General features: G+C 63.3%; 18 protein-coding genes. 13 read left to right on the top strand and 5 right to left on the bottom strand.

Annotated features, from left to right (window positions below):
- The first annotated feature begins 106 nt into the window (after positions 1-106).
- The gene (locus ACTJKX_RS14205; RefSeq protein WP_440725641.1) at positions 107-880 is read left to right on the top strand and encodes a hypothetical protein; all 774 of its coding nucleotides are present in this window, start codon (positions 107-109) and stop codon (positions 878-880) included.
- 197 nt (positions 881-1,077) lie between these two features.
- On the opposite strand, the gene ACTJKX_RS14200 is transcribed toward ACTJKX_RS14205, so the two are convergent.
- The gene (locus ACTJKX_RS14200; RefSeq protein ID WP_440725640.1) at positions 1,078-2,037 is read right to left on the bottom strand and encodes a MurR/RpiR family transcriptional regulator; all 960 of its coding nucleotides are present in this window, start codon (positions 2,035-2,037) and stop codon (positions 1,078-1,080) included.
- Between the two features lie 240 nt (positions 2,038-2,277).
- Between ACTJKX_RS14200 and ACTJKX_RS14195 the strand changes: the two genes are divergently transcribed.
- The 5 genes from ACTJKX_RS14195 to ACTJKX_RS14175 all read left to right on the top strand — a co-directional run bounded on the left by ACTJKX_RS14195 (position 2,278) and on the right by ACTJKX_RS14175 (position 8,040).
- Positions 2,278-3,096 (top strand): ABC transporter ATP-binding protein, encoded by an 819-nt coding sequence (locus ACTJKX_RS14195; protein ID WP_394311869.1) that lies wholly within the window; start codon positions 2,278-2,280, stop codon positions 3,094-3,096.
- 10 nt (positions 3,097-3,106) lie between these two features.
- Entirely contained in the window at positions 3,107-3,949 is an 843-nt protein-coding gene (locus tag ACTJKX_RS14190) for an ABC transporter permease (protein WP_394311871.1), read from the top strand.
- A gap of 120 nt (positions 3,950-4,069) precedes the next feature.
- Positions 4,070-5,212: an ABC transporter substrate-binding protein gene (locus ACTJKX_RS14185; RefSeq protein WP_440725777.1), complete on the top strand. Its 1,143-nt coding sequence runs from the start codon at positions 4,070-4,072 to the stop codon at positions 5,210-5,212.
- A 246-nt stretch (positions 5,213-5,458) separates the two neighbouring features.
- Entirely contained in the window at positions 5,459-6,544 is a 1,086-nt protein-coding gene (locus ACTJKX_RS14180) for a Gfo/Idh/MocA family protein (protein WP_440725639.1), read from the top strand.
- Between the two features lie 65 nt (positions 6,545-6,609).
- Complete coding sequence (locus ACTJKX_RS14175) at positions 6,610-8,040, top strand: amidase (RefSeq protein WP_440725638.1); 1,431 nt, start codon at positions 6,610-6,612, stop codon at positions 8,038-8,040.
- Positions 8,041-8,186: 146 nt separating this feature from the next.
- On the opposite strand, the gene ACTJKX_RS14170 is transcribed toward ACTJKX_RS14175, so the two are convergent.
- The gene (locus ACTJKX_RS14170) at positions 8,187-9,320 is read right to left on the bottom strand and encodes a site-specific DNA-methyltransferase (RefSeq protein WP_311942435.1); all 1,134 of its coding nucleotides are present in this window, start codon (positions 9,318-9,320) and stop codon (positions 8,187-8,189) included.
- A gap of 307 nt (positions 9,321-9,627) precedes the next feature.
- Here ACTJKX_RS14170 and ACTJKX_RS14165 point away from each other — a divergent pair, with 307 nt between their 5' ends.
- The 5 genes from ACTJKX_RS14165 (at position 9,628) to ACTJKX_RS14145 (ending at position 14,975) form a co-directional block, all read left to right on the top strand.
- A complete protein-coding gene (locus ACTJKX_RS14165; protein WP_440725637.1) occupies positions 9,628-10,608 on the top strand; it encodes an ABC transporter substrate-binding protein in 981 nt (326 codons plus the stop codon).
- Between the two features lie 353 nt (positions 10,609-10,961).
- Entirely contained in the window at positions 10,962-12,533 is a 1,572-nt protein-coding gene (locus ACTJKX_RS14160) for a sugar ABC transporter ATP-binding protein (protein WP_440725636.1), read from the top strand.
- Positions 12,526-13,482 carry an ABC transporter permease gene (locus ACTJKX_RS14155; protein WP_311942157.1) on the top strand — a complete coding sequence of 319 codons (957 nt, stop codon included), beginning with the start codon at positions 12,526-12,528 and terminating at the stop codon, positions 13,480-13,482. Before ACTJKX_RS14160 ends, ACTJKX_RS14155 begins: the two co-directional genes overlap by 8 nt.
- Positions 13,482-14,519, top strand: a complete 1,038-nt coding sequence (locus ACTJKX_RS14150; RefSeq protein ID WP_394311876.1) for an ABC transporter permease — start codon at positions 13,482-13,484, stop codon at positions 14,517-14,519. The genes ACTJKX_RS14155 and ACTJKX_RS14150 overlap by 1 nt, the downstream gene beginning before the upstream one ends.
- 9 nt (positions 14,520-14,528) lie before the next feature.
- A complete protein-coding gene (locus ACTJKX_RS14145; RefSeq protein WP_105862358.1) occupies positions 14,529-14,975 on the top strand; it encodes an RbsD/FucU family protein in 447 nt (148 codons plus the stop codon).
- Between the two features lie 210 nt (positions 14,976-15,185).
- Here the strand turns inward: ACTJKX_RS14145 and ACTJKX_RS14140 are convergent, their stop codons facing one another.
- A complete protein-coding gene (locus ACTJKX_RS14140; RefSeq protein ID WP_311942167.1) occupies positions 15,186-15,758 on the bottom strand; it encodes a ribonuclease HII in 573 nt (190 codons plus the stop codon).
- A 186-nt stretch (positions 15,759-15,944) separates the two neighbouring features.
- Between ACTJKX_RS14140 and ACTJKX_RS14135 the strand changes: the two genes are divergently transcribed.
- Positions 15,945-16,397 (top strand): hypothetical protein, encoded by a 453-nt coding sequence (locus ACTJKX_RS14135; RefSeq protein WP_311942170.1) that lies wholly within the window; start codon positions 15,945-15,947, stop codon positions 16,395-16,397.
- Between the two features lie 58 nt (positions 16,398-16,455).
- Here ACTJKX_RS14135 and ACTJKX_RS14130 read toward each other — a convergent pair whose 3' ends face one another.
- Entirely contained in the window at positions 16,456-17,580 is a 1,125-nt protein-coding gene (locus tag ACTJKX_RS14130) for a PA0069 family radical SAM protein (protein WP_394311877.1), read from the bottom strand.
- 183 nt (positions 17,581-17,763) lie between these two features.
- On the opposite strand from ACTJKX_RS14130, the gene ACTJKX_RS14125 reads away from it, so the two are divergent.
- Complete coding sequence (locus ACTJKX_RS14125; RefSeq protein WP_394311878.1) at positions 17,764-18,279, top strand: glycosyltransferase; 516 nt, start codon at positions 17,764-17,766, stop codon at positions 18,277-18,279.
- Positions 18,280-18,377: 98 nt separating this feature from the next.
- Here the strand turns inward: ACTJKX_RS14125 and ACTJKX_RS14120 are convergent, their stop codons facing one another.
- Complete coding sequence (locus ACTJKX_RS14120) at positions 18,378-19,457, bottom strand: ABC transporter ATP-binding protein (RefSeq protein WP_311942181.1); 1,080 nt, start codon at positions 19,455-19,457, stop codon at positions 18,378-18,380.
- Positions 19,458-19,555: the final 98 nt, after the last annotated feature.

The following is a 19,555-nucleotide window of genomic DNA, read 5'->3' as shown; positions in this document are numbered from 1 at the left end:
TTAACGGAAGGGGGATGATAAAAATGGTCCCTGTAACAGACATTGAATCGCAACGTGAAGTACATAACAATCTGTCATGGCTCCCGATAAACGCGCTCTCGAAATCTTGACCAGCATGTTCTGGTCTTCTTCAGGCTGGAAGCGCGCCCCCTCGGTGTCTCCCGAGGACTTCGCCTATGCCAAGGCGCAAGGATTGATGTTCGATCCGGTCGAATTTTCGCATGACGAGGTAGTAGACGCGGTGGTAAACGCCGTGGCCGGAACTAGCCGTAAAGCAATTGCTCACGCTTTTATATCGAGTCTTGGATCGAGACGACTTGATCTTCGCTCGGCGATGGGAAGCTACGCAGTTGGCCTACATATGAAAACACATTCGAAGGCCGTCTGCTGCGGAAACCAAAGTTGCGCTTATTGTGGCGCGTACGACAAAGCGAATGCAGATCTCAATGTCTTGAGCTTTGAGCGAATTAAATGTGGTGGGGTTCGTCACGACAATCCCCGCTACATAGCATTCGATCTTGAGGCGTTTGCTGCGAGCGAGAGTGTCGCTCCGAAAGAGGCCGATTATTTGATTCTCCGATCCGTTCTCAATGTGGCGAAATCCATGCCCCCGACAGCGCGGCTGGGTGATTTGGAACGGGCGCTGTCCAAGCTGTTGCCTTCCAACAATGCGGAGCGGCGTATTCTGATCGGCATCCTTGGATACGCAGGCATTCTGGTAGATCCCAGTCGACCGGACTTTCGGCGACAATTCGTATCGAGTGCAGAACGCGAACGGACCCCTTGGCATAAGGATGACTGGCCTTATCCGGTCCAGTGGTGGAATGGCTCTTGCGGCGTGAACCAGGCGGCGATCAATGAATGGTTTCCCGGTCTCTGACGAATAACTACCTTCCTTCAATCCGAGACCTTTGTCGCCGCAAAATCTCCGATTAAAGCTGCACTTCTATGCCTGAGTTTTGCAACCCATTTAGCTTAGGATTCTGCCCTCTCCCACAAACGGGCCGGCGTTGTCCCCATTGAGCCACTCTGCGGCGAGGGAAGTAGATGCTAGAGCATCTCTCCGCAGACAGCCTCTCAATCCCCCAGAGGTTCCATCTCCTTGCCGGCGCGGCGGATCTGCACATTGTATTTGATGCGGCGCAGCGTCTCGCGGGCCGAGCCGCCGAGCTTGTAGCCAGTGGCCGTCGCCATCAGGTCGATCAGGGTCAGGAAGGCAAAGCGCAGGGCCGTGGGCTTGAGCGTGTCGGGGAATTCGGGCACGGCCACGGTCAGCCTCACGTCGCAGGCGCGGGCGAGATCGGTGTCGGGCGCGGTGACACAGATGGCGGTGGCCCGGTACTGGCGGGCGATCTCGACCGCTTCGACGACCTCGCGCGTGCGCCCGGTTGCCGAGATCGCGATCACCACGTCCCTCGGCTTCAGGGTCGAGGCCGTCATGCGCATGACATAGGGGTCGCAATGGGCCGATACCGCGACGCCATAGCGAAACAGGCGATATTGGGTTTCCTGCGCCAAGGCGGAGGCGCTGCCGCCCAGGCCGAAGACGGCGATCTGGTGGGCACCGGCGATCAGGTCGCCCGCCTTCTGCAGTTCAGCGGGATCGAGCTGGCGCTCGGTTTCCTGGATGGCACGATGGGCCTCACCGAATACGGCATTCCAGTACGGCAGTTCCGGGGCCTGGTAGCCGGCATTGGTGCCCGGCTTGCCGAGATAGAGCGCGCCAACCACCAGGCTCTGCGCCAGGCGCAGCTTGAAGTCCCTGACGCCCTCGCAGCCGATGGCGCGGCAGAAGCGAGTGACGGTGGGTTCGCTCACTCCGGCTCGCCTGGCAAGCTCACCATTGGAGGCGGCGACGGCGGCCTCGACATCTTCGAGCACCACGTCTGCGACGCGCCGCTCGGCCGGGCGGAGCTCGCGATAACCGTCCTTCACCAGGGAAATGATGTCCGGGATATGGGTCATGCGCTCGGAAGCGGCGCTGCCCGGCTCACTCGCCTTGCCGTGCCGGGACGCTCGCTTCCTGTCCTGGCTCATCAGGCGTTTCTCCCTGGGATTAAAGTGTGCACCATCGTGGGACAGCGTGATCCATGTAGGAAAGTAACACAACCTTCATGTTGCAATAACACAAGATAATTCCGATAGATAGAAGGTATTTCGGTGCGCTGGTCCTGCAATGGTCCTACCATATGCTTGACACTAAAGTAGGATAGTTACACAGTGCCGGCAGCGATGAGATGGCCCTTGAGGGCCACGGCGCATTCTCCGAGGGATGGAATGAAAACGGGGCTGGCATCACACCCGAAGCTTGCCGTGCGGGAGGCGAGCAAGGTCTATCACACCGCTTCGGGCAATCTCGTTGCGCTGGACCGCTGCAGCATCGACATTCAGGCCAACCAGATCGTCTCCATCGTCGGTCCCTCCGGCTGCGGCAAGACCACCTTGCTGTGGTCGATGTCGGGTCTTCACCGCCTCTCCAGCGGCGAGATCAGGCTGGACGGGAAAGCGATCACCGGCCCGCATCCCGATATCGGCCTCGTCTTCCAGGAAGCCAACCTGCTGCCCTGGCGCAACCTCGACGCCAATATCGCCTTTCCCTTCGAGATCAAGGGCACCCGTCCCGACCGGGCCTGGATCGAGCATCTCCTGCAACGCGTCGGCCTTGCCGGCTTCGGCGGCAAGTTCCCGCGCGAGCTTTCCGGCGGCATGCAGCAGCGGGCCTCCATCGTGCGCGCTCTAGCGCTCAAGCCTTCGGTCTTGCTGATGGACGAGCCCTTCGGCGCCCTCGATAGCTTCACCCGCGAAGAGATGAACCGCTTGGTCGAGGAGATCTGGCTCGATCGGCCGACCACCATCGTCTTCATCACACACAGCATCGAGGAGGCCATCTTCCTCTCGGACCGGGTGATCGTGATGAGCGCCAGGCCCGGGCGGGTGGCAAGGGAATATCAGGTGCCCTTCGCGCGCCCGCGCTCCCTGGAGATCATGGCCACCAAGGAGGTCTTCGACCTGCAGAACGCCATCAAGCTCGACATCGTCGGCGGCCGCGCCAGCCAGACGCAGGCGCCGCTGCGCAGCGCCGTGGCCGCAAGCTGAGGATATCGCCGTGAGTGACGCCGTTCCCCAATTTTCCAAGGCGAAGTCCGGCGATGGCCGGGATGTCAGCCTCACCAATCTGTCGGCCTTTTCCTCCGGCCCCGGCATCAAGTCCGGCTTCGAGATTGCCGCGATCATCGCGGTCGCGGTGATCCTGATCGGCGGCGCGGAGGTGGCGCTCCGGCTGTTCAAGGTGCCGCTCTATATCATGCCGCCGCCGAGCGCGATCGCCGCGGCGCTGTTTACCGAGTTTCCGCTGATCCTGCCGCATCTGGGCTATACGCTGGTGGAACTGGGCGGCGGCTTTGCCATCGGTGCCTGCATCGGCCTGATCCTTGCCGCCTTGATCACCCAGTTTCCTTTCGCCGAGAAGATCATCGCACCCTATATCCTGCTGCTGGTCACCACGCCGATGCTGGCCTTGGTGCCGCTGCTCATCCTGCGCTTCGGCTTCGGCTATACGCCGAGGATCATCGCGGTGGCGCTTGCCGCCGGCCCGATGGTGATGATCAACGCGGCGACCGGCTTCCGGCGGGTCGACAATGCCAAGATCGCGCTTGCCCGTTCCTATGGTGCCTCGACGCTGCAGATCTTCTGGAAGATCCGCGCACCGATGGCCCTGCCGATGATCCTGGTCGGCCTGATGATCGGCGCCATCTTCGGCCTGCTGACGGCTGTTGGGGCCGAGATGGTCGGTGGCGGCTTCGGGCTCGGCAACCGTCTGACCACCTATTCCTCCATGATCCAGATGCCGCAATTCTTCGCGGTGGTGCTGGTGCTCTCCATCCTCGGCATCCTGATCTATGTGCTGTTCTTCCTGATCGGCAAGAAATGGGCGAGTTGGGAAGCCTGAGCAGGAAAGCGGGCGATGGCAAAGCGTTAGAACGAACAAACCACACACCATTCGAACTGCCGGAAACAGGCGGGATGCAACCGGAGGAAAGCCGTGACGAAGAACGAGATCGTATCGACAATGCCGGGCATCAACCGGCGCTATTTCCTGCAGGTGGGTGCCGGCGGCCTGGTGACGGCGACGGCCCTCGGTGCCTCCGGCCTGCTGGCGCCGGCACGGGCTGCAACCTATGAGAAGTTCACCTGGATCTCGCCGCGCGGCACGCTGGAAGTGCTCGACGACTATCCCTATTGGGCGGCGAAGAAGGCCGGCTATTTCGGCGATCTTGCCACCGACATGCAGCCTGGCCCCTCCGACGGCACGGCGACGGTGAAATTCGTCGATGTCGGCCAGGCCGACATGGGTTTCCCATCCCCGGGCGTATTCTCCTTCGCCATCCAGAACGGCATGAAGCTGAAATCCGTGTTCCATATGGGTGCACGCGACACGTTCAGTTTCGCCTTCCGCAAAGGCGAGGGCACCAAGGATCTCAAGACGCTGGAAGGCAAGACCATCCTGCTCGGTTCGGCCGCTTGGCAGGCGATCACCGATCCATTGCTCGCCGCCCAGGGCGTCGACGTCAAGAAGGTGAAATATGTCGAGGCTGGCTGGCCGACCTGGGGCACGGCACTGGCCGGCGGGCAGGGCGATGCCGCCCTGTCCTGGGAAGGGCTCAGGGCGGAATGGATCGCCAAGGGACTCAGCTTCGACTACTGGCTCGGCGTCCAGCATTCGAAATTTCCGGCCAATACCTTCGTGGTGCGCAGCGCTGACCTCGAGGATCCCGACCGCAAGACCTTCCTGGAGAAATATCTGCGCGGCTGGGCCATGGGCCTGGAGTTCGGCTACCAGAACCCGCGCGCGGCGGTGGAGGCGGTGTTCGAGCAGTTCCCGACGCTCGCCAGCAATCTCGGCCCGGAGCTCGGAACCACCTCCATCCTGCAGCAGGTCAACGTCTTCCGCGGCGACATGGACAAGCGCGGCGGCTGGGGCTGGCACGACATGGCGAGCTGGCAGGGCTTCTTCGACCAGATCCACAAGATCGGCCAGATCACCTCGCCGGTGAAGGCGGAGGACGTGCTCACCAACGACCTGATCAAGCCGGCCAATGATTTCGACAAGGCCAAGGTCAAGGCCGACGCTGACGGCGCCAAGCTTTCGGACGGCTTTGCCAAGGTCGACGTCGAGAAGATCAAGGCGAACCTGTTCAACGGGGCGCTGTAGGGGGAATGCGGTTCACATAGGGAGGTAACGCTGCGATTTGTCATAGCCGGGCTTGACCCGGCTATCCAGGATCCACGCGAAGGGGCTGGATTGCCGGGTCAAGCCCGGCAATGACAAGGTAGCGCAAGCTCCAGGACGCTCAAGTGAACTGCATCGGCCCTCTAAAGGGCGCTTTTGCAGAGCTTTGAAATCCGGCGCGGATCCCGGTCTGCGTCGGACCATGTGATTGGCAGTGGGGGAGGGCGCATGTCCGACAAGGTTAGGATTCTCGTGGTGGGGCTCGGCAATATGGGGGCCTCCCATGCCAGCGCCTATCATCGCAATGATGGCTTCGAGATCGTCGGCATCATGAGCCGTTCGATCAAGTCGAAGCCCGTGCCGGCCGAACTCGAAGGCTATCCGCTGTTCGAGGATTACGAGACCGCGCTGACGGAGACCAGGCCCGATGCCGTCTCGATCAATTCGTGGCCGAACACCCACGCCGACTACGCGCTGAAGGCGATCGAGGCCGGCTGCCATGTCTTCATGGAAAAGCCGATCGCCACGACGATCGAGGATGCGGAGAAGGTGGTCGCCGCCGCCCGCGCCAAGAACCGCAAGCTGGTGCTCGGCTATATCCTGCGCGTGCATCCCTCGTGGGTGAAGTTCATCGAGATGGGCCGGACCCTCGGCAAACCCCTGGTGATGCGCCTCAACCTCAACCAGCAGAGCAGCGGCCCGGCCTGGCATTGGCACAAGAACCTGATCGATTCCCTGATCCCGATCGTCGATTGCGGCGTGCATTATGTCGATGTGATGTGCCAGCTCACCGGTGCCAGGCCGCTGCGCGTGCACGGCATCGGTGCCAAGCTCTGGCAGGAGGCGGCCCAGCAGAATTACGGCCACCTGCACGTCACCTTCGATGACGGTTCGGTCGGCTGGTATGAGGCCGGCTGGGGCCCCATGATGAGCGAGATCGCCTATTTCGTGAAGGATGTGATCGGGCCGGAAGGAGCCGTGTCCATCGTCGCCGGGCAGACCGAGAGCGCCAAGCAGGGCGAGGAACTTTCCGATTCCGCCGACATCGATCGCCACACCAAGACCGATGCCATCAAGATCCACTACGCCAAGGTCGACGCCGACAAGAACTTCGCCAAGCCGGACGAGATCTTCAGCATGGAGGACGAGCCGGGGCACCAGGAATTGTGCGACCGTGAGCAGGCCTATTTCCTCAAGGCCATCCGCGAGGATCTCGATCTCACCGAATCCATGGCGGCCGCAGTGAACAGCCTGCGCATCGTGCTGGCTGCCGAGCAGAGCATCCGGGAAAAGCGGGCGATCGAGCTCGGCTGACCGGCCCGGCGCGCGCGATTAGTGCGCGCCGTCCCTTCGATTTTCATCACCAAGGATTGATTGTCATGACGTCATTGCTGGAGACCTATGTCGAATCCGATGCGCTCGGCCTGGCCGCGCTCGTGCACAGAGGCGAGGTGTCGCCTGTCGAAGTGGCGGAAACCGCCATCACCGTGATCGAGCAGGTCAATCCGAAGCTCAACGCCGTCATCCACCGGCTCTACGACATGGGACGGGCAATGGCCGCCAAGGTCGACCGCAAGGCGGCTTTTGCCGGCGTTCCCTTCCTCGCCAAGGAACTCGCCAGTTCCTGGGAGGGCGCACCGCTCACCAATTCGTCGCGCTACCTGAAGGATCTGGTGGCCGAGAGCGATTCTGTCTCGGTGCAGCGCATCAGGGCGGCCGGCCTGGTGCTGCTCGGCAAGTCGAACGCGCCCGAGAATGGCTGGTCGATTTCGACCGAGCCCAAGCTCTACGGCGCCACCATCAATCCCTGGAAGGAAGGCATCACCGCCGGCGGGTCGAGCGGCGGCACGGCGGCAGCCGTGGCCTCGCGCATGGTGCCGATCGGCGAGGCGAGCGACGGCGCCGGCTCCATCCGCGTTCCCGCCTCCTGCTGCGGTATCGTCGGCCTGAAGCCCTCGCGCGGCCGCGTCACCCTCGCTCCGGCGGGGGACTTCTGGTATGGCGGCGCCTATTTCCTCTGCCATTCGCGCAGCGTACGCGATACTGCCGCCTATCTCGATGCTGTTGCCGGCGCCCTGCCGGGCGATCCCTATACGCCGCCGAGGCCGGCGCAGAGCTGGCTGGAACTGTCGAAGCGCGCGCCTGCGCGGTTGCGCATCGGCTACACCATCACGCCGGCCAATGGCACGCCGATCGATCCCCAGGTGAAGGCGACGGTGCTGGCGACGGCGAAGGTGCTGGAAGGTCTCGGCCATGTCGTCGAGGAACATGACATGGCCTTGGACGGCAATGACGCCTGGAAGACCTATACCCATATGTCTCCGGTCGAGACGGCCGCGATGTTCGACGGATTGGCCGGCGTGATCGGGCGTCCCGTCACCCGGGACGATGTCGAGCCGGTGACCTGGGCGGTGATCGAGCGCGGCCGGTCGATCAGCGGCGTGGAACATGCCCGCGATGTTTGGAAATTGCGTGAGCTCAGCCGCGCCATCGCCGAGGACCTTGCGCCCTACGACATCTTCATCACGCCGACCCTGACGCAATTGCCGCGTCCGATGGGTTATTACGACATGTCGATGACCGATCTCGACCAGTACAACGCCAGATGGACGGATGCGGTCTTTGCCTTCCCGTTCAATCTTTCCGGCCTGCCCGCGATCTCGCTGCCGCTGGGCTCGACGCCGGACAGCATTCCGATCGGTGTGCAGCTGGTCGGGCGTTATGGCGACGAAGCGAGCGTGCTGGCGGTGTCGACGCAGCTGGAGCAGGCCATGCCCTGGAAGGACAGGCGCCCGGCTATCAGTGCGTGAGGTGATAGATGCCTTCTCCCCTTGTGGGAGAAGGTCCCGGCAGGGGGATGAGGGGTGTTGGCGCATAGGCCGGTGAGGCAGAGTTGCTCCCCTCATCCGTCATTGCATTCGCAATGCCACCTTCTCCCGCAAGGGGAGAAGGAAGCTCACCCGGCTGCCGCTAGTTCCTTGCGCAGAATGGCGCGCAGCTCGTCGATCAGCACCGGCTTGCCGCCGTCGTCATAATGCCAATAGGTCCAGCCATTGCAGGCGGGCAGGCCCTGGGCGAGGGCGCCGATCTTGTGGATCGATCCGACGATGTCGCCGAGCATGATCGAGCCGTCGACCCGCACGCGGGCCTGATGGCGGCCATTGGCATCGGTCAGGATGGCGCCGGGCTGCAGGAGCTGGCGTTCGATCACGTTGGCGAAGGGAATGCGCGGTTCGGAGCGTTTCTCGGCCGGTGCCAGCATGGCGGCATCGTCGACAGGCGCGGCGAGGGCGATGCGTTCGCGGGCATGGGCGATATAGGCCTGGTCGCGTTCGATGCCGACGAAGTGGCGGCCGAGCTTCTTGGCGACGGCGCCGGTGGTGCCCGAGCCGAAGAAGGGGTCGAGCACGACGTCGCCCGGCTTGGAGGCGGCGAGCAAGATGCGCCCCAGCAACGCCTCCGGCTTCTGGGTCGGATGGGCCTTGCGCCCCTCGTCGTCCTTGAGCCGTTCGGAGCCGGTGCACAGCGGAATCAGCCAGTCGGAGCGCATCTGCACATCCTCGTTGCCGGCCTTCAGCGCCTCGTAATTGAAGGTGTAGCGTGAGCGCTGGTCGCGCGAGGCCCAGATCAGGGTCTCATGCGCATTGGTGAAGCGCTTGCCGCGGAAATTCGGCATCGGGTTGGATTTGCGCCAGACGATGTCGTTGAGGATCCAGAAATCGAGATCCTGCAGGCTGGCGCCGACCCGGAAGATGTTGTGATAGGAGCCGATCACCCACAGCGTGGCATCCGGCTTCATCACGCGCTTGACGGCGGCGAGCCAGGCCCTGGTGAAGTCGTCATACTCGCGCAGGGAGGCGAACTTGTCCCAGTCGTCATCGACGGCATCGACCATGGAATTGTCGGGCCGCTGAAGATCGCCGCCCAGCTGAAGGTTATAGGGCGGGTCGGCAAAGACGAGATCCACGCTTGCGGCCGGCAGGCGCTGCAACGCGGCAATACAATCGCCTTCGATGATGGTATCGAGCGGTAGAACCGCGCCCGCCACAAGCGACGAACGCGATTCTACACGCTTCAACCCAGGGCTCATCCGAAGCGCTTGGGCGGCTCCGGTACGCGAGATACTCATGGGGTACTCATACGCAACGCTTACTGACAACACGTTGGATCCTGGGCTGGTTTGGTAAATTCCGCGTTGCCGCCGCGATAAAAATTTCGTGCCGGAACGGGACGCCTGTGTCGTGGCCGAGCTTGGTTGTGATTGACCGGGTTCTGCTCAAATTGATGACTTGACGCGGTTCAAATTGTCCGACCATTCTAGCCGCCGACCCTGGCGCGGAAACTGCGCTGCCATCGGTCCGGGCCCGTCGGAACAAGGGCCCAAACGGGAGAGAAAAATGATCACGCGTCGTTCCTTGCTGCAGATCGCGGCCGGCAGTGCTGCGTTCACCGGCCTCGGGCTGGTGCCGGCCTATGCCGACCTGCCCAAGCTGAAGAAGAAGGATACTTACAAAGTCGGCTTTGCGCAGACGGAGAGCAACAATCCCTGGCGCCTTGCCCAGACCGCCAGCATGAAGGACGAGGCCCAGAAGCGGGGCTGGCAGCTCGTCTACACCGATGCCGCCGGCTCGGCCGCCAAGCAGGTTGCCGACGTACGCTCGATGATCGCCCAGAAGGTCGACGTCATCCTGCTGTCGCCGCGCGAGGAAAAGCCGCTGGTGCCGGCGGTGATGGAAGCCAAGAAGGCAGGCATCCCGCTCTTCCTCATCGATCGCGGCGTCGATGTGAATCTCGCCAAGGGCGGCAAGGATTATGTCGCCTTCATCGGCTCGGACTTCATCAAGGAAGGCGAGATGGCTGGCGAATATCTGGCCAAGGCCGTCAATGGCAAGGCCAAGATCATCGAATTGCAGGGCACGGTCGGCTCTTCTCCGGCCAATGACCGCAAGACGGGCTTCGAGAAGGCGATCAAGGCCTATCCCGACATGAAGATCATCGCCTCCCAGTCGGGTGACTTCGCTCGCGACAAGGGGCGCCAGGTCTTCGAGACGCTCTACCAGGCCCATCCCGACGCCACCGCCCTCTATTCGCATAATGACGAGATGACCATGGGCGCCATCGCCGCCATGGAGGCTGCCGGCAAGGTGCCGGGCAAGGACCTGATCCTGGCCTCGATCGACGGTACGCGCGATGCGGCCCAGGCCGTTTCGGATGGCAAGATCCTCGTCCTGATCGAATGCAATCCGAAATTCGGTCCGGCCGCCTTTGATGCCATCGTCAAATATGCCGCCGGCGAAGCCGTGGCGCCGCGTCTCGTCAATACCGACCGGCTGTTCAACAAGGACAACATCGCTGCTTATCTGCCGGAATCCTATTGATCCGGCTGTTGTAAGGCACTGACCCCCGTCGCTGCCGGGCTTGGCTCCTTGCGGCTCGTCCACTTGGAGTTGGCGCGACCTTTGTCATTGCCGGGCCTGACCCGGCAATCCAGTCCCTGTTGCCCGATCGGCTGCGTGGCTTCTGGATAGCCGGGTCAAGCCCGGCTATGACAAAAGGGAGCGTTTCCTCCTTGAGTGGGCCGCATTGGGTCTCGATCGGCAATCCAGCTCTTCTTTTGCGATGGAGAGCCTGGATGTCCGGATCGAGCCCGGACATGACAAAGATTGAGTCTGTGCTCGATTGTTTACAATGATAGAGGCGGGTTTTGCCGCCATTATGAGCCGGAGACCGAATGGCAGCATCGTCTGCGCTTCTTTCCATGGAAGCCATCACCAAGAGCTTTGGCGGTGTCAAAGTCCTGCATGGCGCGACCCTCGAGATTGCTCCTGCCGAGGTCATGGCCTTGGTCGGCCAGAACGGGGCCGGCAAGTCGACCATGATCAAGATCCTCAACGGTGCCCATTCGCATGATGGCGGCGCGATCACCTTTGGAGGGGCGCCCTGGCAGGCGAGCTCTCCGCAGCAGGCCCAGCGCCTGGGGGTGAGCACCATCTTCCAGGAACTCAACCTGATCGGCTATCGCTCGGTTGCCGAGAACATCTATCTCGGTCGCGAGCCCAAGCGTGCGGGCCTGTTTATCGACTGGAAAGCGATGAATGCCGGCGCGCGGGAACTGCTGGCCCGTTTCGACGTCAATATCGACGTTACCCAACCCTTGGGGGGCTTCCCCACCGCCATCCAGCAGATGGTGGCGATCGCTCGCGCGGTATCCTTCAAGGCCCGCCTGGTGATCATGGACGAGCCGACCTCCTCCCTCGACGAGGCCGAAGTGGCGGTGCTGCTGCGCACCATCCGGCAATTGAAGAGCGATGGGGTCTCGGTGCTGTTCGTCACGCACAAGCTCGACGAGCTCTATGCGGTCTGCGACCGGGTGACCATCATGCGGGATGGGCGCACGGTCGCCGTTTCGGCCATGCAGGAGATGCCCAAGCTCACTCTGGTCACCACCATGCTTGGCAGAGCCCTGGCCGAGGTAATGGCCGGCCCCACCGCCGCCGAGCGCGACGAAGCGCCGTCACGCCGGGAGGAATTGCTCGGCGTGCGTTCGCTTGCGGTCGGTCGGCGGGTGAGCGACGCTACGCTTTCGATCGACAAGGGCGAGATTGTCGGACTGGCCGGCCTGCTCGGTTCGGGGCGGACCGAGACCGCTCGCGCCATCTTTGCCGCCGATCGCCGGGCCAAGGGAGAGATCGCCTTCGGCGGCGCCAGGACGGATTTCCGTTCGCCCGCCGAGGCCATCAAGGCCGGCATGGGTTTCTGCTCGGAGGATCGCAAGGTCGAGGGCATCATTCCCGACATGTCGGTTGCCGACAATCTCACTCTTGCGCTGATGCCTGCCCTCTCTCGCTCCGGCCGCTTCGACCTGGCCGAGCAGAGGCGGATCGTCGAGCGCTTCATCAAGGAAATCGGCATCAAATGCTCGAGCCCGGATCAGAAGATCCGCGAATTGTCCGGCGGCAACCAGCAAAAGGTCCTGCTCGCTCGCTGGCTGTGCATGAATCCCAAACTTCTCATTCTGGATGAACCCACCCGCGGCATCGATGTCGGTGCCAAGGCGGAAATTCTCAACCTGATCCGGCGCTTTTCCGCCGAGGGCCTCGGCGTGCTGGTGATTTCGTCCGAACTTGAGGAAATCATCGAGGCAGCGACCCGCGTCTTCGTGCTGCGCGACGGCTTGAGCGTGGCGGAACTGCGTCCGCCCGATATCAGCGAGGACAGCATCATGGCCGCCATGGCCCACGGCGCCAGCCCTGTCGCCGAAGAGACTGGAACGCCAGCCCACGGAAAACCCGGCCATGCGTGACGTTCCTGCGTTCCTGCAGCGCTACGGTGTCTTCATCGCGCTGCTGCTTCTGATCGGCTTCAATTTCGCCGTCACCCCCAATTTTGCCACCACCCAGACCTTGCTGCTCAACCTCACCCAGGTCTGCACCATCGTGATCGTCGGCATCGGCATGACGCTGGTGATCGCGACCGGCGGCATCGACCTGTCGGTCGGCTCGCTGATGGCGATCGCCGGTGCGCTGTCGCCGATGATCTTCACCGGCAAGCTCGTGGATTTTCCCAGCCTCTATGTCGCGATCGCCTTCGGTATCGTTATTCCGGTGCTGGTGGCCGGCCTGTTCGGCCTGTTCAATGGCTGGCTGATCACGCGCTACAACATCCAGCCGATCATCGCGACGCTGATCCTGTTCATCGCGGGCAGGGGGCTTGCCCAGGTCTCCACCAATGGCGACCTGCAGGTCTTCAAGGTCCCTGAATTCCAGGCGATCGCGCTCGGCAAGGTGCTGGGATTGCCGTTCCAGGTCTGGATCATGGCTGTTCTGGTGATCGCGGCCGCCTATGTGCTCAAGGGCACCGTCTTCGGCCGCCAGGTCCTGGCGGTCGGCGGCAATGAATCGGCGGCCCGGCTCGCCGGCGTGCCGGCGGCTCGGGTCAAGGTGCTGGTCTATTTCATCTGCGGGCTGTGCGCCGGCATCGCCGGCCTCATCGAGATCGCCATGAATTCGGCGGCCGATGCCAATCTGATCGGCATGGGCAAGGAACTCGATGCCATCGCCGCGGTGGCGGTGGGCGGCACCCTGCTTTCGGGCGGCCGGGCCACCATCGTCGGCACCCTGTTCGGAGCCCTGATCATCCAGCTGGTGCGCTATACCTTGCTTGCCAACGGCGTGCCGGATGCGGCGGCCCTCATTGCCAAGGCGGTGCTGATCGTGCTCGCCGTCTGGCTCCAGCGGCAGGGAACGGCGTGATGAAGAAATTCCAGTTCACGCCGGTGATCGGCGTCCTGCTCGCCCTCGTGCTGCTCGCGGCCTTCGGCGCCTGGCGCTATGACGGCTTCCTCGGCACCTACAACATCCAGACGGTGCTGCGCTACAACTCGATGTTCATGCTGGTGGCCCTCGGCATGTGCTTCGTGATCATGACCGGCGGCATCGACCTGTCGGTCGGCACCACCGCGGCGCTGGCGAGCGTGGTCTCCGCCTATCTCAGCTCCTATGGTCTCCTCGCCGGTGCGGCCGGCGGGCTTGCGGCGGGTGCGATCGTCGGCCTCATCAACGCTCTGATCATCACCCGTTTGAAGATACTGCCTTTCATCGCCACGCTGGCGACCATGCTGGCGGCGCAGGGAACAGCCTTGCTGCTGGCCAACAACCAGTCGGTTTCGGCTTCCTACGATACCGCCTTCACCGTGCTCGGGCAGGGCGATCTGTTCAGTTTCGTCAGGCCCGAATGGGTGGATGCCGAAAATGCCGGCATTGCGGCCAACATTCTCGGCTTCATCCTGAGTTTCCCGACGCCCGCCTGGATCGCCTTGGCGGCCTATATCGTAGGGGCGGTGACCCTGAACTCCACCTCCTTCGGCCGGCACGTGCTGGCGGTCGGCGGCGGCACGGAAGCCTCCCGTCTGATGGGTTTGCCGGTCAACCGCACCATCTTCGCTGTTTATGTGATCTCCGGCGTGACGGCCGGCATGGCTGGCGTGATCCTGGCCTCGCAATTCGGGGCGGGGCAGCCGATCGAAGGCATTGGCTGGGAGCTGATCGCCATTGCCTCGGTGGTGGTGGGCGGCACGCTGCTGACGGGCGGCAAGGGCTCGATCGGCGGCACGCTGGCCGGGGCCTTGCTGCTTGGCCTGATCTACACCATCCTCAATTTCGAGAACGGCATGGGCTGGATCTCGCTCTCGGCCTATTGGCAGTCGGTGGTGCGCGGCGCCTTCCTGCTGGTCGTCGTCATCCTGCAGGCCAAACTCATGCAGACCAAGCCTGCGCAGATCGCAAAATAGGAAAACACCATGCTCAAGAACATCGATCCGTTGCTGAATGCCGATGTGCTCTATGCCCTCAGGGCGATGGGGCACGGCGATACGCTGGTGATCTGCGACACCAATTTCCCGGCCGATTCGGTTGCCCGCGAGACGGTGCTGGGCGATCTCCTGCGCATCGACGGCGTGACGGCGGCGCGGGCGGTCGAGGCCGTGCTGTCGGTCGTGCCGCTGGATACTTTCGTCGACGACTCGGCCCGCCGCATGGAGATCGTCGGTTCGCCTGACGAAATCCCGGCGGTCCAGCAGGAGGTGCAGGCGGCCATCGACAAGGCGGAAGGCAAGTCCTGGCCGATGACCTCGATCGAGCGCATGGAATTCTACGAACACGCCAAGAAGGCCTATTGCGTAATCGCCACCGGCGAGCGTCGCTTCTATGGCTGCTTCATCTTCCGCAAGGGCGTGATTGCGCCGTAGGAGGTGTTGCACCTCTCATCCCCCTGCCGGGACCTCTAGTCAACTCAAGGGAGTTGACGGCACCCGCAAGGGGAGAAGGAGCCTTTGTGGGACAGGCCGCGCGATGTTGAAGCGGCCGGATGTGGCAAAAGCGAGCCCGATGAAATCCCTTCTCCCCTTGCGGGAGAAGGTGGCGGCAGCCGGATAAGGGGGACGCGCTGTCCCTCCTCTTCAAACCCGATAAGCCTTGAGCCTGCCGAATGTCAGGCGGTGGTGCGGACAGGGGCCGTGCGTGTCGATGGCGGCGGTATGTTCGGCGGTACCGTAGCCCATATGACGCTCGAAGCCATAGAGCGGGTAGGTGGCCGCGAGCTTGATCATCAGGCGGTCGCGGGTGACCTTGGCGATGATCGAGGCGGCGGAGATGGCCGGCACCAAGGCGTCGCCATCGACGATGGCGCGGGCTGGAAGCTGCAGGCCGTGCGGCACGTCCTTGCCGTCGATCTCCACCGACGAGGGGCGCAGGGACAGGCCCCTGACCGCCCGCCGCATGGCGTCGAGCGTGGCGCCGCGGATGTTGAGCCGGTCGATCAAAGCCGGGCTCGAGAAGGCAACCGACACCGAAAGCGCCGACGCCATGATCTCCTGATAGAGTTCCTCGCGCCGTGCTGCGGTGATGACCTTGGAATCGGCCAGGCCGACGGGCACTCTGTCAGGATCAAGGATGACCGCGGCTGCCGAAACCGGGCCGGCCAGCGGTCCCCGGCCAGCCTCGTCGACGCCAGCGAGAAGAAGTTTTGTCATGAACTGGCGTTAGAAGATTCCCGCCGACAGGTCCAGCGCGGAGGATGGTTCGAAGCTGTACCGATACAAATCGTGACTTGCTTTGTATCTCTGCCGTGTCAAGTTGAGCCGCAATATTTCACGGCATGTTGCCGACGACGGTAGCTGGCGTCTGGGCAGATAGCGTTTGTTGCAGGGCGAGGTGGAATGCAAAAGAACGTGACCGATATCGAGGCAGTTGCGCCTTCTCAGGACCATCAACCCAAGAGCGAAGTGGCATCAACTCCGGCTCCGGCCAAGGCCGGCCTGGCCTCCGACAATGTTTTCGATCGTCTGGTGCATGACGAGGAGGATGTCGTCGGCCTCCTCGCGTTCTCCCTTTCCATGCAGAACAAGCGTGACTGGCTGGTGGCGTTCAAGAAGGAAGTCGGTCGTGACCCGACACCCCAGGAACTCGCCGCCTATGACATCGGCGAGCGGATCGATCGTCGCCTGGCGACCTATCGAAAGCTCGCCGAGCACGCCTTGGCCGGCAATTCCTTCTGGGCCTCGGCCACCCTGACACCGGTGAGCGAATTGCCCGGCCCCACCGTGAGCGAGCCTTCTTCTGCCCCGGCCAAGCCGCAACGCTCGTCCTGGTTCGGCAACAGCAAGGGATGATTGCCGCCCGCTGGCCAGATGGCGGGCAACGCGACCGATGGACGAAAGAGTGGCCTGATCAGAACAGCGCCAATTGTTCGCCCATCCGCACCGGGCGGGTGAACAGGTCGGTGCGCAGTTTCAGCCGCCTGGCGTTGATGCCGAGCCGCGCGGCTGCCAGTTCGAAGCGCCGGCCGATCATCCAGGCATAGGGCCCGGTGCCGGACATGCGCAGGCCCCAGCGTGAATCATAGTCCTTGCCGTCGCGGCTCGAGCGCATCAGCGAGAAGACATGGTTCATGGCATCGGGGCGATGCTCGTTGAGCCAATCGCGCATCAGGCCCGAAATTTCCAGCGGCAGGCGCAGCATGACGTAACCCGCCTCGCGGGCACCAGCCGCACGGGCCGCCTCGAGGATGCGCTCGATCTCGGCATCGTTGATCTTGGGGATGATCGGCGCCACCATCACCGTTACGGGAATGCCGGCATCGGCCAATTGGCGCATGGCCTTCAGCCGCAGGGACGGCGTGGCCGCGCGCGGTTCGAGCGAGCGGGACAGCTTGGCGTCGAGGGTGGTTACCGACAAAGCGACCTTGACGAGGCCACGCCGGGCAAGACGCGCGAGAATGTCGATGTCGCGCGTGATCAGGCCCGATTTGGTGACGATGCCGACCGGATGGCTGGTTCTATCGAGAACCTCCAGGATGGAACGAGTGATGCCGCGCTGGCGCTCGATCGGCTGATAGGGATCGGTATTGGTGCCCATCGCGATGGTGCGCGGCTGGTAGTTCTTCGCCGACAACTCCTTTTCCAAGAGAGAAGCGGCATTCGGCTTGGCGAACAGCTTGGTCTCGAAGTCGAGCCCCGGCGAGAGGCCCATATGCGCGTGCGTCGGCCGGGCGAAGCAATAGACGCAGCCATGCTCGCAACCGCGATAGGGGTTGATCGAACGGTCGAAGGAAATGTCCGGCGAGTCGTTGAAGGTGATGATCTTGCGGGCCTGCTCCTCCTGGATTTCGGTGCGCAGGGTCGGCAATTCCTCGATCGAGTTCCAGCCGTCATCCTCGATGAAGCGCGACAGCCCCTCGAAGCGCCCGCTGGCATTGGAGCCGGCGCCGCGCCCCCGCCGTCGCTCGATGTCGACCACGGTCGTGCCCACCGGCACCGCATCGGTGAGAGAGACCTTGCTTATCGGCACGCCCATGGCCGCCTCCGCGAATCAAATTTCTCTGTTCTCATTAGAACAAAAAGAGAACATCCGGGCAAGCGAAACCAAAATGCCAATCATTTGAGCAGGATCGCGCCTTCGCGCCCCTCACGTCGGGCGGTGGTGCATGATATGCGGACCTTTGAAAAAAGTGACCGTTCCAGTCGGACCAGACTTGCCATGATCAGTGTCGTCATCGCCGCAAACGGCCAGGAAGTCGCGCTGGCGGAAACGCTGGCTGCCCTTGTCCCGGCGGCGGCGGATGGCTTTGTGCGCGAGGTGGTGGTGGTAGCGGAATCCGGGCCGTCGCAGGGCACGCGGCTGGTCGCCGACGCGGTCGGTTGTGTCATTGTCGAGGGCGATGCCAGGGCCGGGCTGGAGGCTGCCCGCAGCGACTGGGTGCTGGTGATGGCGCCGGGCGTCCGGCTGGAAAGCGATTGGTTCCGCGAAGCCGGCGTGATGATGCAGCGATTGCAAAGAGCGAACGACCGGCCGGTTGCGATGCTGTTTCGTGGCGCTGTCGACGATTATGGCTGGCGCGCAAGGCTCTGCGAAATCGTGCTCAAGCTGTCGCGTAGCCGCAGACGGAAGCAGGCCATGCTGGCGCCGCGCAAGGCGCTGCTGGCGGGGGGGCGCTTGGGGACTCATGCCTTGCGCGCGCGTGCTTTTACGGGTGGAGTGGGGACGGTGCGGTGAGGCAGGCGCTCCTGGGACCGCCGGCTTCCAGCCGGCTCTTGGAACCGTCGCACGTGCGGAAAGGAAGAGCCGGCCGGAAGCCGGCGGTCCCAGCGAATCTAGCGCCGCAGCGAAGCTCCACCGCTGTCGAAGACATGGCAGAGGGCGGGGTCGGCGCGTAGCGGCACGGTTTCGCCATGGCGGACCCGCAGCTGGCCGGGGGCTGAAATGGTCAGGTTCTCGCCGCCCGTGGTGGTCGCATAGAGCACCGTCTCGCCACCGAGATGCTCGACCAGATGGACCTTGACCTCGCCGAGCGGCTCGCCGGCCTCGCCGCCGACCAGGATATGCTCGGGGCGGACGCCGAAAGTGACGGGCGCCGTTGCCGCCGCGCCCGGCAGCGGCGCGCCGAGGCGAACCGATTGCCCGGCGACTTCGATCGCATCGCCGGTCCCGGTCAGGCGGCCGGCCAGGAAGTTCATCTTGGGCGAGCCGATGAAGCCGGCCACGAACTGGTTGGCCGGTGCGTTGTAGAGGTCGAGCGGTGCACCGACCTGCATCACCACGCCGTCGCGCAGCACCACGATCTTGTCGGCCATCGTCATCGCCTCGACCTGGTCGTGGGTGACATAGATCATGGTGTTGCCGAGGTCCTGGTGCAGCTTGGCGATCTCCACGCGCATCTGCACGCGCAGTTCCGCGTCGAGATTGGAGAGCGGCTCGTCGAACAGGAAGATGCGCGGTTCGCGCACGATGGCCCGCCCGATGGCGACGCGCTGGCGCTGCCCGCCGGACAGGGCCTTGGGGCGGCGCTGCAGATAATTCTCGATCTTGAGGATCCGGGCGGCATGGTGCACCCGCGTCTCGATCTCGGCCCGCTTGTAGCCGGCGGTTTCCAGGCCGAAGGCGAGGTTCTTGTACACCGTCATGTGGGGGTAGAGAGCATAGGACTGGAACACCATGGCGATGCCCCGGCGCGAGGCCGGCACATTGTTCATGCGCTCGCCGTCGATGAGGAGGTCGCCGCCCGAGATCGGCTCGAGCCCGGCGATCATGCGCAGGAGGGTGGACTTGCCGCAACCGGATGGGCCGACGAACACCGTGAACTCGCCCGGTTCGATGACGAGGTCGACGCCGTGGATGACGTCCAGCGAACCATAGCGCTTCACCACCTTGTCGAGCCTGATGCTGGTCGCCATGCCGTCCTCCCTACAAACCATTCGCACTTGATTGAACCCAAGGGACTGTCATCCCCGGCGGGGTCGTAGACCCCGGGAAGGGGATGACACGTCCTCAT

This window comes from Labrys sp. 22185 (assembly GCF_052045555.1).
GTDB lineage: Bacteria > Pseudomonadota > Alphaproteobacteria > Rhizobiales > Labraceae > Labrys > Labrys neptuniae.
This window is presented reverse-complemented; position numbering and strand designations above follow the sequence as displayed.

Excerpts from the sequence above, each read along its gene's own strand:
- ACTJKX_RS14125 (WP_394311878.1), top strand. The coding sequence starts at position 17,764 with ATGATCAGTGTCGTCATCGCCGCAAACGGCCAGGAAGTCGCGCTGGCG.
- ACTJKX_RS14185 (WP_440725777.1), top strand. The coding sequence starts at position 4,070 with ATGCCGGGCATCAACCGGCGCTATTTCCTGCAGGTGGGTGCCGGCGGC.
- ACTJKX_RS14170 (WP_311942435.1), bottom strand. The coding sequence starts at position 9,320 with ATGAGCCCTGGGTTGAAGCGTGTAGAATCGCGTTCGTCGCTTGTGGCG.
- ACTJKX_RS14160 (WP_440725636.1), top strand. The coding sequence starts at position 10,962 with ATGGCAGCATCGTCTGCGCTTCTTTCCATGGAAGCCATCACCAAGAGC.
- ACTJKX_RS14200 (WP_440725640.1), bottom strand. The coding sequence starts at position 2,037 with ATGAGCCAGGACAGGAAGCGAGCGTCCCGGCACGGCAAGGCGAGTGAG.
- ACTJKX_RS14165 (WP_440725637.1), top strand. The coding sequence starts at position 9,628 with ATGATCACGCGTCGTTCCTTGCTGCAGATCGCGGCCGGCAGTGCTGCG.
- ACTJKX_RS14175 (WP_440725638.1), top strand. The coding sequence starts at position 6,610 with ATGACGTCATTGCTGGAGACCTATGTCGAATCCGATGCGCTCGGCCTG.
- ACTJKX_RS14140 (WP_311942167.1), bottom strand. The coding sequence starts at position 15,758 with ATGACAAAACTTCTTCTCGCTGGCGTCGACGAGGCTGGCCGGGGACCG.
- ACTJKX_RS14155 (WP_311942157.1), top strand. The coding sequence starts at position 12,526 with ATGCGTGACGTTCCTGCGTTCCTGCAGCGCTACGGTGTCTTCATCGCG.
- ACTJKX_RS14120 (WP_311942181.1), bottom strand. The coding sequence starts at position 19,457 with ATGGCGACCAGCATCAGGCTCGACAAGGTGGTGAAGCGCTATGGTTCG.
- ACTJKX_RS14130 (WP_394311877.1), bottom strand. The coding sequence starts at position 17,580 with ATGGGCGTGCCGATAAGCAAGGTCTCTCTCACCGATGCGGTGCCGGTG.
- ACTJKX_RS14180 (WP_440725639.1), top strand. The coding sequence starts at position 5,459 with ATGTCCGACAAGGTTAGGATTCTCGTGGTGGGGCTCGGCAATATGGGG.
- ACTJKX_RS14195 (WP_394311869.1), top strand. The coding sequence starts at position 2,278 with ATGAAAACGGGGCTGGCATCACACCCGAAGCTTGCCGTGCGGGAGGCG.
- ACTJKX_RS14150 (WP_394311876.1), top strand. The coding sequence starts at position 13,482 with ATGAAGAAATTCCAGTTCACGCCGGTGATCGGCGTCCTGCTCGCCCTC.
- ACTJKX_RS14135 (WP_311942170.1), top strand. The coding sequence starts at position 15,945 with ATGCAAAAGAACGTGACCGATATCGAGGCAGTTGCGCCTTCTCAGGAC.
- ACTJKX_RS14145 (WP_105862358.1), top strand. The coding sequence starts at position 14,529 with ATGCTCAAGAACATCGATCCGTTGCTGAATGCCGATGTGCTCTATGCC.